Genomic DNA, 13,959 nt, shown 5'->3' with positions numbered 1-13,959 from the left:
ACCTGTATTATCGCGAAATCTCACTATGCTGTCCAATATATGGATAATCTAGGATCCATACTTTTCACAGATACCGCATGGAACTCAGACATTTACGCTACTTTGTCGCCGTCGCCGAGGAAGGCAATATCACCCGCGCGGCGGAACGGCTCGGCATCGGCCAGCCGCCGCTGAGCCAGCAGATCCACGCGCTGGAACGGGAGCTGGACGTGAAGCTGTTCCACCGCACCGGCCATGGCGTGGTGCCGACCGACGCCGGCAAGGCGCTGCTCGTCGACGCCAAGCGCCTGCTGGGCGACGTGGAGCACGCCACCCTGAACGCGCAGCGGGCCGGACGCGGCGAGACGGGCCATTTGCACCTCGGCTTCACGGCGTCCGCCGCGTTCCACCCGATCGTGCGTGCGCTGGTGCGTGAATTCCGCAATGCCTATCCCGGTGTCGGCCTGACGCTCACCGAAGGCACGACGGCGCACCTGCTGGCGCAACTCGAGGAAGGCCGCATCGACCTGGCCTTCCTGCGCCCGGGCGTGCACTCGTTCGCCGGCGTCGTCCTGCAGGACATCGCGAGCGAGTCGATGAAGGCCGTGCTGCCGGTCACGCACCCGCTCGCGCGGCGCACCCGTATCCCCCTGTCCGCGCTGGCGCAGGAACCGTTCGTGCTGATTCCCCGCGCGGCCAGCCCGATGCTCCACGACGAGATCGTCTCGGCCTGCCGCCACGCGGGGTTCGAACCGATGCCTGGCCAGCAGGCGCCGCAGCTGTCGACCGTCGTCAGCCTCGTCGCCGCGGAATTCGGCGTGTCGATCGTGCCCGCGTCCGTCAGCCAGTTCCACGCCGAAGGGGTGACGTACGTGGATATCGCGGATGCGAAAGTCCGTTCGAAGCTGGCGCTGGCGTCGCTCGAAGGGAATTCGTCGACCAAAGTGGGCAATTTCCTCGAGATCGCACGGCAGGCGCATTAATGTGACACGGATGTCTTTCAGCGCGACACCATTCCGGACTTCGGCTTAGTATGGCCGTACCCGAAGGAGTTGCGACATGGCTACACCGCTGCCCGCTGGTCTTGCACCCGATTTCCGGCTGTTGTTCGACGCGACACCCATTCCGTTGCTCGTCCTGACGCCCGATTTCACCATGGTCGCCGCCAACGAGGCGCGCCTGTCCGCGACGATGACCACGCGCGAGCAGATCCTGGGGCGCAACGTGTTCGACGTTTTTCCGGACAACCCGGAGGATGCCACCGCGACCGGCGCCGCGAACCTGCGCGCCTCGCTCGACCGCGTGCTGCGGACCCGGGAAACCGACGCCATGCCGATCCAGAAATACGATATCCCGAAGCGCGGACCGGCCGCGAGCGGATTCGAGGTGCGCTACTGGAAGCCCGTCAACGCCCCGGTACTGGATGCCGCGGGCGACGTCGTCTACATCATCCACTACGTGGAAGACGTCACGGAACAGGTCTTGAAACAGCAGGCGGCGGAGGCAGGCGAAGCCAGGTTCCGCCAGATTGCCGACGCCATCCCGCAGATGGTGTGGTCGGCGCTGCCGAACGGCTATCACGATTACTACAACCGGCGCCATTACGACTTCGCCGGCGTGCCGGCGAGCGCCACCATCGGCGACAACTGGGGGGCCATCCTCCATCCGGACGACCTGCCGCGCACGGAGCGGGCCTGGAAACACAGCCTGCGCACGGGCGAGCCCTACGAAATCGAATACCGCCTGCGCCACTGCTCGGGCGACTACCACTGGATGCTGGCGCGCGCGCTGCCGATCCGGAACGAGGCCGGCGACATCGAACGGTGGATGGGCACCTGCACCGACATCGACGACCAGAAGGCCCTGCAGGCGGCGCTGCAGGATGCCCAGGCGCGCCTGGAAGGCACGCTCGCCGCAGCGGAAGTCGGCACGTGGACCTGGGACATCCTGGCCGACCGGGTGCATGCGGACCGCAACTTCGCGCGCATGTTCCGGGTCTCCGACGCGGATGCCGACGGCGGGCCGTCAGCCGTGTATCTCGCCATGATCGATCCGGACGACCGCCCGGCCGTCGACGCCTGCACCGCCGAATCGCTCGCCACCGGCAAGCCTTTCGAGTACCAGTACCGCCTGCGCTACCCGGACGGCGGCATCCGCCATCTCCAGGCGCGCGGCAGGATCGAAGTCGACCGCGACGGCAAGCCGGCCCGGATGCTGGGGGTCGTGCTCGACATCAGCGAGGCGAAAAAAGCCCAGTCGGCACTCAGGGAAAGCGAAAACCAGTTCCGCACGCTGGCGGAAAACATCCCGCAACTGGCGTGGATGGCGCACAGCGACGGCGCGATCTTCTGGTTCAACAACCGCTGGTTCGAATACACCGGCACGACGCTCGCGGACATGCAGGGGTGGGGATGGGAAAAAGTCCACCACCCCGACTTCGCGGACGCGGTCAAGGCGAAGTACTACGAGCAGATCGTCCGGCAGCAGGTCGCATGGGAGGACCTGTTCCCGCTGCGCGGCGCGGACGGCGAATATCGCTGGTTCCTGTCGCGGGCGGTGCCGATCCGCGACCGGAACGGCAGGATCGTGCGCTGGTTCGGCACGAATACCGACATCACGCTGCAGCGCGAGGCCGAAATCGCGCTGGAACAGGCCAACCGGCGCAAGGACGAATTCCTCGCGCTGGTCGCGCACGAACTGCGCAACCCGCTGGCGCCGATCGGCACCGCCGCGCAGCTGCTCGGCAAGGCAGGGACCGACGCGGACACCGTCAGGAAATACAGCGGAATCATCACGCGCCAGGTCAGGCACATGACGGAGCTCGTCGACGACCTGCTCGATGTGTCCCGCGTGACGCGGGGCCTGGTGTCCATCGACCGGGCGGAACTCGATATCCGCGACGCCATCGACGCCGCGATCGAACAATCCCGGCCCCTGATCGATGCCCGGCGCCACCGGCTGTCGGTGCGCCTCGTGCCGGAGCACGTGCTCGTCCTTGGCGACCGCACGCGCCTCGTGCAGGTGCTCGCGAACCTGTTGAACAATGCGGCGAAATACACGCCGATGGGCGGACGCATCCGGCTCGAGCTCGAAGTCGTGACATCCAGCGTCCATATTCACGTGACCGACGACGGCGTCGGCATGGATGCGCACTTCCTGCCCCATGTGTTCGACCTGTTCTCCCAGGCCGAGCAGACGCCGGACCGGTCCCAGGGCGGCCTCGGGCTCGGCCTGGCGCTGGTCCGCAGCATCGCCACCCAGCATGGCGGCAACGTGACGGCCCGCAGCGGCGGCCCCGGCAAGGGCAGCACATTTACCCTGTCGCTTCCGCTGCTCGACCGCAGGCACGCGGCGCGCGACGGCTCCCTCGCGATCGCGCCGGAATCCCATCCGCTGCATATCCTGATCGCCGACGACAATGCAGACGCGGCGACGTCGCTGGCGGCGCTCCTGCAAACCGAAGGCCACACGGTCACGATCCGGCACGACGCGCACGGCGCGCTCGACGCGGCCCGGACGTCGCATCCGGATGCCCTGATCCTCGACATCGGCCTGCCCGACATGGACGGCTACGAACTGTCGCGCCGCCTGCACGGCCTGCCGGAGACCGGCCATGCGGCGTACATCGCGCTGACGGGCTATGGACAGGCGCACGACCGGGTGCTCGCCAAGGCGGCGGGATTCGACCATTACTTCGTGAAGCCGATCGACATGACCGCGCTGCACCGCGCGCTGGCGGCAGCGGCACCGGCCGCGCAGGCGCACGGCTGAAGGCTTATCCCACCTGCGCCGCGATCCTGGCCGCGCTTTCCGGGTCCGTCTGCCGGATCGCCTCGACGAACACGTCCAGCGACGACCCGCACGCGAACACGAGGACGTCCCCGCGGCGGCACAGCGACAGGCCCAGGCGGATCGCCTCGCCCACGTCCAGTTCGCGGTGCAGCGTATCGGTCTTGCCGACGACCTCCTCCGCGCCCTGCAGGATCAGGTCGACGGCGCCGCCGTATGCACGGCCGCGGCTCGACGATTCGTAGACGACCAGTTCGTCGAAACGGCCGGCGCACACGCGACCCACTTCCAGCAGGTCGGCGTCGCGGCGGTCGCCCGGCGCCGTCACGACACCCACCAGCTGGCCGGGCAGCAGCGAGCGCGCCATCTCCGCCAGCGCGGCGTACGCGGCCGGATTGTGCGCGTAGTCGACGATCACGGTCACGCCGCGCACGTCGAACACGTTCGTGCGCAGCGGGTTGGTCTTGCCGTCGCTGACGAACGTCGAGAGGCCCGTCGCGATTTGCAGGTTGTTGAAACCCGCCGCCATCAGGCCCGCCGCCGCCGCGAGCCCGTTGGCGATGTTGTAGCGCGCGCGGCCGCCCAGCGCGATCGGCATCGCTTCCACGCGCAGCAGCTCCTGGTGGTAAGTCGCATCCGCGACGACGATCGAATTGTCCTGGAAGTAGACGGCGCGGCCGCCCTCCTCCAGGTGGCGCAGCAGCACCGGGTTGTCCGCCTCCATGGCAAAGTACACGATCTCCACGTCCGGATGCACGCGACGCGCCATCGCCACGCACAACGGGTCCTCGGCGTTCAGCACGACGGCGCGGCTGGCCGCCAGCGGCACCACGGCCTTCACCTGCGCGAGGTCTTCGATCGTGTCGACGCCGTCCAGGCCCAGGTGGTCCGGCGATACGTTCAGCACCATGCCGATGTCGCAGCGGTCGAAGGCGAGGCCGCGTTTCAGGATGCCGCCGCGCGCCGTCTCCAGCACCGCGAACTCCACGTCCGGCGACGCGAGCACCGTGCGCGCCGACCAGTAGCCCGTGCAATCGCCCTTCGTGACTTCCTTGCCGGCGATGTAGACGCCGTGCGTCGTCGTCACGCCCGTGACCTTGCCGGCGAGGCGCACCGTGTGCGCCATCAGCAAGGTGGTCGTCGTCTTGCCGTTCGTGCCCGTGCACGCGATGATCGGGATGCGCCCGTCCGACTCGCCCATCAGCCCCTGCACGATGGCGTCGCCCGCGTCGCGCGGCGTGCCGCTGCCGGGATGCTGGTGCATGCGGATGCCGGGCGCCGCGTTGACTTCGATGACGGCGCCGCCCTGGTCCGCCAGCGGCTGGGCGATGTCGCGGCAGACGATGTCGATACCGGCCACGTCCAGGCCGATCTTCGCTGCCGCGCGCACGCACAGGCGGTGCGTGGATTCCGGCAGCAGGTCCGTCACGTCTTCGGCGGTGCCGCCCGTGGACAGGTTCGCGTTCCCGCGCAGATACACCGTCATGCCGGCCGCGGGCACGGCGTCCGGGACGAGGTCCTGGCGCCGCAGCAGGTCTTCCGCATGGGCGTCCAGCGCGATCTGCGTGAGGATGTTCGTGTGGCCCGCGCCGCGGGCGGGATTGCGGTTCTCGAGGTCGACGAGTTCGCGCACCGTGTGCGTGCCGTCGCCCACGACTTGCGCGGGCCGCCGCAGCGACGCCGCCGCGACCTTGCCGCCCGCGACGAGCACGCGGTAATCCGCGCCTTCGATGAAGCGTTCGACGATGATGTGGCGGCCGAACTTGCGCGCGTACGCGTAGGCCTGCTCGATTTCTTCATCCGTGCGGCACGCGACCGTCACACCTTTGCCCTGGTTCGCGTCCAACGGTTTCACCGTCACCGGCGCGTTCAGCTTGTTTGCCATGTTATGGGCGACGCGCAGCGCGTCTTCGACAGTCGTCACCGTCTCGCCCTGCGGCACGGGGACGCCCGCCTCGTGCAACAGCTGCTTGGTGAGCTGCTTGTCGCTGGCGATGCGCACGGCGATGGTGCCCGTGTCGCCCGTGATGGTCGCCTGGATGCGCTTCTGCTTCACGCCCCAGCCCAGCTGGAACAGGTTCGCATCCTCCGTGATGCGCGTGACGGGGATGCCCCGCTCCTGCGCGGCGGCCAGCACAGCGGCGGTGCTCGTGCCGATCGCGTAGCGCTCGGCGATCTCGCGCAGCTCCTCCAGGCGCGGCGCCAGGTCGAACGCGCGGCCGTGCGCGAGCGCGTCGACGATGTCCACCGCCAGCGCGAACGCGGGCTGCGCGACCTTTTCCAGCTGGTAGGCGCAGACGATGCGGTACTGGCCCGGCTTGCCCGTCACGGGACGCGTCCGGCCGAACGCTACCGGCGCGCCCGCGAGACATTGCAGGCCCAGCGTCACATGCTCGATCACGCGCGCGAGATACGTCCCTTCGCGCAGGCGCTGGGCGAAGCCGCCCGGCTGGCCCGTCGGCACCAGGTAGTCCGCGAGCGACGGCAGCAGCGCCAGCAGCGCCTCGTTGAATTGCGGGAGGTCGCGGGTCGAGACGCCATACAGATCGTCCAGGTCGAGCACGGACAGCAGGCAGGGGGTGGCGGCGTGGATGTTCGGTCCACGCAGGAAGCGTTGTTCGAGTATGTGCACGGGAATCCCTTGTTTGTCGGTCGTCGCGGCGCGCGTGCGCGCGCCGCTGCGTTCATTCTCAAGCGTCGAGCAGCTGCGAATACATCCGCGTGGCCATCAGGCCGATCGCCGTGTGGTGCACGGACGGCGACATCAGCTGCGCCAGCATTGCCATCGCCTCCGGCTTACCGGCGGCCGCTGCCACGCGCTGTTCCAGCTGGTGCAGTTCGGAGTCGCCGCCGGTGCCCGCGGGGCGGCGACGGATCAGGCCCCGCTCCGGATAACCGCTGCGCTGCGCATGCTGCGTGAGGCTGTCGAGCGTGCGCTGGCGCGCGCGGTGGCTCAGCACGCGGGTCGTGCGCGCGGCGGCGATGGCGTCGCGCGGCGTCGTGATCCAGTCGCGCAGCACCTGCTGCTCATAGCTCGAGAAGACACCGAACATCTCCGCGCGCTCGCCCTGGATCAGGCGCCAGAAGCGGCTCTGCTCCACGTCCTCGCCGCGCTGGATCCAGCCCGACTCCTCCAGCTTCGTCAGGAACTCGGGGATCTGCCGCGGATCGGCGAGCCAGTCGTTGACGGAGCGGCCCGCCACGCGGCAGTAATCCGAATGCATGTTCTTGCCGATGGCGGCCTTGGCGCTGAAGATCTCGACCAGTTCCGCTTCAAGGTCGAAGGCGCCGATGACGGACGTCGTGCACGCGCCCAGGTCGTTCAGCCGGTAGCCGTCCAGGACGCGCTGGAAGAACGCGGCCGGGTCGCCGGACTGCGCCATCAGGTGGCGCAGCGCCTGCACGGCCTTGTGCGCGTGGCCGCTGCCGGCGTTGTCCACGGTGACGTGCAAGGTGAAGTAATACGGGTCGATCCCGAGTTCGTTCAACTCGTACGACGTGATCAGCAAATGCAGCGGCAGTTGTTCGTAGCCGAGGTTGTACCCCACCACTTCCGGCAGGAAGGCGTCGGCGTTGTAGGCGAGCGCGAGCTGGATGGCGCCCTGCACGAAATGGTCCTCCGGCAGCGTCTCCCAGTGTTCGCAACCGTGCGTCGCGAGCAGGCGGCGGTACAGCGTGACGTGGTTCTTGTCCGGGACGCCGTCGCCCAGCTCTTCGAGATAGGTCTTGATCAGCGGGTGGAATTCCGGATTCTCCCAGCGCGACAGGGTGCCGTACAGCCAGGCGCCGTCGACGAGCTTCGTCGGCGCGACGCCCTTCAGGAAGTACAGCGCATGCGACTTGTTCGTGAAGTAGCGGCGCGGCGCGCCGTTCTTGCGCGCGGCCAGGTATTCGCGGTAGGCGATGCCGACCGATTCGGCGCGGCCCTGGATCCAGCCCTGCAGCTGCCACACGGCGTCCGGCAGCTCGCACGGTTCGGCGCGCGCCACCTCGATCTGCGCCGCCAGGAACGCGCCGGACGCCTCGAGGGCCGCGGCCGGGTTGTCCATCAGCGCGAAATACAAGTCCCTGGCGGACGATACCTGGACCGGGCGGGTGTCCCGGCCTGCTGCGCGTGTTGGGCTGTCGACGGCAAAAGTGGAGGTCATAACAAATCTTTTGGTAAATGTTCTACCAAGATTATGCGGACCCGGCGGAGATGGCGTAATCGGTACGCTTCCCTCCAGAATGTCGGACAGGGATTACAAAAATTGTATCGTTGCCAAAAAGAAAAGCGGCGCCGCAGCGCCGCTTTCAGAACGCGGACAGCGGATTACGACTGCGTCGCGCCGTTCAGCAAGGAACGCGAACGGGCATAACCGAAATACACCAGCAGGCCCAGCACCAGCCAGATGAGGAACGCCACCCACGTGATCGCGGACAGGAACGACATCAGCGCCAGGCAGAAGACGACGGCGATCCCCGGCACGATGGGCACGCCCGGGCAGCGGAACGCGCGCTTCAGGTCCGGCCGCTTCTTGCGCAGGACGATCACTGCGACGGAGACGAGGCAGAACGCCGCCAGCGTGCCGATGTTGACGAGTTCGGCCAGCACGTTCAGCGGCACGAACGCGGCGATCAGGCCGAACAGGATGCCGACCACCCACGTCGCAAAGAACGGGGTGCCGAATTTCGGGTGCACGGTGGACAACTTCGCCGGCAGCAGGCCGTCGCGCGACATCGCGTAGATGATGCGGGTCTGGCCATACGCCATCACCAGGATCACGGTGGTCATGCCGAGGATCGCGCCCAGGTCGATCCAGCCGGCGAACCAGTTTTCGCCGGCGTGCTGCAGGGCCAGCGACACCGGGTGGTCGATGCCCTTGAACATCTGGAACGGGACGATGCCGGTCATGATGGCGGCGACGATCACGTACAGGATCGTGCAGATGGTCAGCGAGCCGATGATGCCGATCGGGAGGTCGCGTTCCGGACGCTTGACTTCCTCGGCGGCCGACGTGACGGCGTCGAAGCCGATGAACGCGAAGAACACGACGGCGGCGGCGCTCATGATGCCCGTGCCGCCGAACGGCGCGAACGGATGCCAGTTGGCCGGCGTGACGTGCTTGACGCCGACGGCGATGAACAGCAGCACGACGATCATCTTGATGACGACCATGACGTTGTTCACGCGCGCCGATTCGCGCACGCCGTACGACAGCATCGCGGTCAGCACGAGCATGATGACCAGCGCCGGCAGGTTCATCACGCTGTGCACGCCCGGCACCGCGCCCGGGGCGGCGGACAGGATTTCAGGAATGGTGATGCCGAAGCCGCTCAACAGCGACTGGAAATAGCCGGACCAGCCGACGGCCACGGCCGACGTCGCCAGCCCGTATTCGAGCAGAAGGTCCCAGCCGATCATCCAGGCGACGAGTTCGCCGAGGACGACATAGCTGTAGGTATAGATCGAACCGGCGATCGGCACGGTCGACGCGAACTCCGCGTAGCACATGGCCGCGAAGCCGCACGCGATGGCGGCGACGATGAACGACACCGTCAACGCCGGACCGGCCGTCAATGCGCCCGTACCGGTCAGCACGAAGATACCGGTGCCGACGATCGCCCCGATGCCCATGAGGATGAGGTCGGTTGGCCCCAGCACTTTCTTCAGCCCGCCCGGGGTACGGGAGGCTGCGACCATGTTGTCGAGATTCTTGGTTCTGAAAAGACTCACTGCTTTCTCCAATCGATAGTAGATAAATCCCGGTCCCTGATTGTTATGTGCGGCGGGCAGGCGGTAACCTGCACATACATCCGCCGAAGGGGGTCTCCTCCTGGGCACGGACCGCCTGGACTGACATGCAAGAACAATGCCGGTCGCCAGCCTGGCGGCGTCACATTATCTCCATTCTGTTATCCAGAATCAAAGGAAATACTCAATATTTCAAGGTGTAGAAGCTGGGAAACCGCAAAAACCGGCCACAAACGCTTAGCGCAGCGTGCAAATGAGGAGTTCCGGATCGGCGTTCAGCCGCAGCGGGATGCCGGAACAGCCGACGCCGCGGCTGACGATGAGGGGGCCGTTGCCGGACACGTCGTAGCGGCCGTAGCAGAAATCGCGCGAGCACGGGCCGCTGGGATGGAACAGCGGCGCACCATCCGGGAGCGCGATCTGGCCGCCATGGGTATGGCCGGCGAAGGCGACGTCGAAACGCTGGCGCTCCAGGCGGTACAGCCCGTCGGGGGAATGCGTCAGGTAGATCCGGACGGCGCCCGCGCCGGCGAACGTGGCGTTGGCCGACGGCGCCCCGGTCCACGGATCGTCGATGCCGCACACGCTGACGTCGCCGAACGGCGCGGGCAGCGCGACGTTGCGGTTCACGAGCACCTCGGCGCCGCCGGCGCGCAGCGCGTCCTCGATCACGGTGCGTCCGTTCCAGGTGTCGTGGTTGCCGATGACGGCATAGGTGCCCAGCGGGGCCCGTGCGCCCGCGATGAAGTCCGCCAGGACGGTCACGTTCTCCGCATCGAAACACACGTAGTCGCCGCCCAGCAGCATCACGTCCGGCGCTTCCGCGCGGATCGCCGCCAGCAGGTCGCCGAATATGGCGGGATGGGTGGTGGGGCCGGCATGGAAATCGGACGCGAAACCGATGCGCAGCGGCTGCGCCAGCCGGCGTCCGGGGTCCAGCTCCACCTCCTGGCGCGTCACCCGCACTTTGCCCAGGCCGCCGAGCCGGTAGCTCAACCCGGCCACGAAGCCCTTCAGCAGGGCGGCATTCAGGACGCGTTCGAACGCATTGCGCAAGGGTTGCTCATGCTTGTGACTGGACATAGGACCCGCACTTTACACCAACTGCGCCCCCGGTGAGGTAACATTGCCACTTTGCCCAGGGCTACCATGCTGACACCCGACCAGTTCTTCGCCTTCCTCGCCGCCGCCATCCTGCTGACCCTGTCGCCGGGACCGGACAACATGATGGTATTGAGCGTGGGCGTCGCCAAGGGCCGGGTGCGGGGCATCGCGTTCGGGCTCGGGTGCGCGTTCGGGTGCCTGTCGCACACGCTGCTGGCCGTCGTGGGCGTGTCCGCCCTCATCGCCGCGTCGCCGCTCGCGTTCACGACGCTCAAGGTGTGCGGCGGCCTGTATCTCGCCTGGATGGGCTGGCACGCGATCCGCAGCCGCGGCGGCGCCCGCGTCGACACGGCGCATGCCGCCGCCGACCCGGCCCGCACGCTGTTCTTCAAAGGCCTCGTCGCGAACGCCATCAATCCGAAGGTGGCCCTGTTCTTCCTGTCGTTCCTGCCCCAGTTCGTCGTCGCGCAGCGCGGCGACGCCAACCTGCAGACGGCGCTGCTGGGCCTCACGTTCACCTTGCAGGCCATCGTCCTGTTCGGCCTGCTCGGCTTCTTTTCCGGTGCCATCGGCCAGTGGCTGGCGCGCCGTCCCAAGGCCGGGCAATGGCTCGACCGTATCGCCGGCACCATCTTCATCGCCCTCGGCCTGCGGCTGATCGTGTCGCGCTGACGGCATCACCCGGATACATAGTCGCTTTTCGTTTTAACGTTCGTCACATATCGAACGGCGAATATCTTCGTTCACGTGGAGTCCCCCGTTTGCCATACTGGGCCGACTCTGCTGAAGGATATCGACCATGCATCTGGCACTACACCCGGTTCCCGCTTCGTCGGACGGCTACGCCCACCCGGCCCCGGCCCCCGACCCGTATGACCCCATTGCCGCCGCCCACGACCTGGCGGCGCGCGGGCGGCAGTGGCTCCGCGCTTCCGGCCTGCTCGCCCTCCCGGTGCCGCGCGAATACGGCGGCCTCGGGGCGAGCTGGAAGACGATCGGCGACGTCGTGCGCATCGTCGCACGTGCCGACGGCGCCCTCGCCCACCGGCTCGGCCTCCACCACCTCCAGGTCGCCGGCATCCGCCTGACGGGCAACGCGCGCCAGCAGCGCCGCCTGCTGTTCGAGACCATCGAGCACGACGTGTTCTGGGGCGAGACCATGAACCCGCTGGACCAACGGCTCGTCGCCCGGCCGACCGCGGGCGGCTACGTGCTGGACGGCGCCAAGGCTTGTGCATCAAGTTCGGTCGGGTCGGACCGGCTCACCGTGTGCGCCTGGGACCCGCTCGCGCACGGCACGCTGGTCGCCGTGCTGCCCACGCAGCGGGATGGCGTCGCCGTCCACGCCGACTGGAACGCGTTCGGCCTGCGCCAGGCCGCCAGCGGCACCGTGACGTTCACCGGCGTGCAGCTGACGGAAGACGACGTGCTGCAGCCGGCCGCCCGCGCAGCCACGCCGCGGGCGGCCTTGCGCGCGCAGGTGGCGCAGATGATCGTCGCGAACGTGTACGTCGGCCTCGCCGAGGGCGCGCTGGAGGCGGCGCGCGGCGAGGCGCAGCCGTGGTTCCAGGTGCTCATGCGGCCCGCGCAGGTGCTGGTCGAAGGCGCCGCCGCGGCGCTGGACGACGCGTTCGCGCGCGGCCACCATCTGACGGGACGCGAACGGCGCGAGGTCGCGCTGGCGGCCGCGGAGGCGAAGGTCGTCGCGCACAAGGCCGCGATCGGGATCGGCCGCCACACCCTCGGCGGCACGCTGCGCGCACCGGCCGCATACGCGTGACGGGGCCGCCATGAGCATCATCCGTCTCGACCGCGTGCGCAAATCCTTCGGTGCCGACCCCGTGCTGCGCGACGTATCGCTGCACGTGGCGCGCGGCGACATCTTCGGCATCGCCGGCCGGAGCGGCGCCGGCAAGTCGACCCTCCTCCGCACGATCAACCTGCTGGAGAGGCCGGACAGCGGCGCCGTCGTCGTCGCGGGCCGCGACCTGACGCGGCTGTCGAAACGCGACCTGCGCGCCGCGCGCCAGAACATCGGCATGACCTTCCAGCACGACAACCTGCTGCAGAACCTGACCGTGTTCGACAACGTCGCGTTCCCGCTGCGCCTGCACGGCATGCTGAATCCTCCGCGCCTGCGCCGGCGCGTGCAGGCGTGCCTGGAGCTCGTCGGCCTGGCGGCGCGGGCGGACGAGTATCCGGCACGCCTGTCCGGCAGTCAGAAACAGCGCGCGGCCATCGCCCGGGCGATCGCAAGCCAGCCCGAGGTCCTGCTGTGCGACGAGCCGACGTCCGCACTCGATGCGGAAGCGACGCGGGCCCTGCTCGCCACCCTGCGCACCGTGAGTGCGGATCTCGGCGTCACGATCGTCATCGTCAGCCACGAACTGCCCGCCCTGGCGGCGCTGTGCAACCGCGTGGCGGTGATCGAACACGGCGTCGTCGCGGAAACGTTCGCCCCCACCGACACGACGGCTCCGCGCATCACGCCCCTCGGCCGCGAACTCGCGTTCCACGCCACCGAAGCCGGTGCGCTGTTCCATCCAGGAGTCCTGCATGCTTGAGAGTCTCATCGACCTGTTGCCCGACCTGGCCGTCGCGCTGGGCCAGACCCTGGCCATGCTCGGTATCGGCGTGTGCGCCGCCGTGCTGTTCGGCGGCCCGCTCGGCGTCGTCCTGTTCGTCGTCGGCGCCGGCCAGTCGCTGCGCAACCGTCCGCTCGCGCTCCTGCTCGGGTGGACCGTGAACACGATCCGCTCGTTCCCGTTCATCATCCTGCTCGTCGCGCTCGTGCCGCTCACCCGGCTGATCGCCGGCAGCTCGATCGGGCCGCTCGCGGCCGCCGTGCCGCTGTCGATCGCCGCCGTCCCGTATTTCGCGCGCCTCGTCGAACAGACCCTGCGCGACGTGCCGCGCGGCTTGATCGAGGCGGCGCAGGCAATGGGCGCGTCCGAGCTGCAGATCGTCACCCGCGTGCTGCTCGTCGAAGCCCGCTCCGGCCTCGTGCTGGCGCTGACTGCCCTCGCGATCGGTTTTCTCTCGTACGCCGCGGCGGCCGGCGTCGTGGGCGGCGGCGGCATCGGCGACCTCGCCATCCGCTACGGCTACTACCGCTTCGAGACGGACATCATGGTGTTCACCGTCGTCGTGCTGGTCGCGCTCGTGCAGGTCATCCAACTCACGGGCGACCGCTTCGCGCGGCGGCTGGACAAGCGCCAGCCGGGCTACGCGAGGACAGATTGACCCCACCTCTTACGATAAATGGAAATTTCTGCATAGAAATTTGATTGCCGGCCACATTTTTTGCTACATTGGCGGTTTTATCTCTACGGGATGGCCGCCATCCCCGCTTG

Annotated in this window: 10 protein-coding genes; 6 read left to right on the top strand and 4 right to left on the bottom strand. The window is 68.0% G+C overall.

Features of this window, described 5'->3' with window-relative positions:
• Window positions 1-77 precede the first annotated feature (77 nt).
• A complete protein-coding gene (locus tag ASD28_RS19965) occupies window positions 78-962 on the top strand; it encodes a LysR family transcriptional regulator (RefSeq protein WP_056132061.1) in 885 nt (294 codons plus the stop codon).
• Between the two features lie 76 nt (window positions 963-1,038).
• Complete coding sequence (locus tag ASD28_RS19960; protein WP_082577272.1) at window positions 1,039-3,750, top strand: PAS domain-containing protein; 2,712 nt, start codon at window positions 1,039-1,041, stop codon at window positions 3,748-3,750.
• A gap of 4 nt (window positions 3,751-3,754) precedes the next feature.
• On the opposite strand, the gene cphA is transcribed toward ASD28_RS19960, so the two are convergent.
• From cphA to ASD28_RS19940, 4 genes are all read right to left on the bottom strand, one after another.
• The gene (cphA, locus tag ASD28_RS19955) at window positions 3,755-6,400 is read right to left on the bottom strand and encodes a cyanophycin synthetase (protein WP_056132055.1); all 2,646 of its coding nucleotides are present in this window, start codon (window positions 6,398-6,400) and stop codon (window positions 3,755-3,757) included.
• Between the two features lie 58 nt (window positions 6,401-6,458).
• Window positions 6,459-7,916, bottom strand: coding sequence for an iron-containing redox enzyme family protein (locus tag ASD28_RS19950; RefSeq protein WP_056132052.1), 1,458 nt, complete (start codon window positions 7,914-7,916; stop codon window positions 6,459-6,461).
• A gap of 164 nt (window positions 7,917-8,080) precedes the next feature.
• Window positions 8,081-9,484, bottom strand: coding sequence for an amino acid permease (locus tag ASD28_RS19945; RefSeq protein ID WP_056132049.1), 1,404 nt, complete (start codon window positions 9,482-9,484; stop codon window positions 8,081-8,083).
• A gap of 255 nt (window positions 9,485-9,739) precedes the next feature.
• A complete protein-coding gene (locus tag ASD28_RS19940) occupies window positions 9,740-10,558 on the bottom strand; it encodes a metallophosphoesterase (protein ID WP_229412119.1) in 819 nt (272 codons plus the stop codon).
• A gap of 93 nt (window positions 10,559-10,651) precedes the next feature.
• Between ASD28_RS19940 and ASD28_RS19935 the strand changes: the two genes are divergently transcribed.
• The 4 genes from ASD28_RS19935 to ASD28_RS19920 all read left to right on the top strand — a co-directional run bounded on the left by ASD28_RS19935 (window position 10,652) and on the right by ASD28_RS19920 (window position 13,849).
• On the top strand, window positions 10,652-11,278 hold the full coding sequence (locus ASD28_RS19935; protein WP_056132043.1) for a LysE family translocator: 627 nt from the start codon (window positions 10,652-10,654) through the stop codon (window positions 11,276-11,278).
• Window positions 11,279-11,405: 127 nt separating this feature from the next.
• Entirely contained in the window at window positions 11,406-12,386 is a 981-nt protein-coding gene (locus tag ASD28_RS19930; protein ID WP_056132041.1) for an acyl-CoA dehydrogenase family protein, read from the top strand.
• A gap of 10 nt (window positions 12,387-12,396) precedes the next feature.
• Window positions 12,397-13,170: a methionine ABC transporter ATP-binding protein gene (locus ASD28_RS19925; protein ID WP_056132038.1), complete on the top strand. Its 774-nt coding sequence runs from the start codon at window positions 12,397-12,399 to the stop codon at window positions 13,168-13,170.
• The gene (locus ASD28_RS19920; RefSeq protein WP_056132033.1) at window positions 13,163-13,849 is read left to right on the top strand and encodes a methionine ABC transporter permease; all 687 of its coding nucleotides are present in this window, start codon (window positions 13,163-13,165) and stop codon (window positions 13,847-13,849) included. Before ASD28_RS19925 ends, ASD28_RS19920 begins: the two co-directional genes overlap by 8 nt.
• The last annotated feature ends 110 nt before the right edge of the window (window positions 13,850-13,959 follow it).

Source organism: Massilia sp. Root133, from assembly GCF_001426525.1.
GTDB classification, from domain to species: domain Bacteria; phylum Pseudomonadota; class Gammaproteobacteria; order Burkholderiales; family Burkholderiaceae_D; genus Telluria; species Telluria orientalis.
This window is presented reverse-complemented; position numbering and strand designations above follow the sequence as displayed.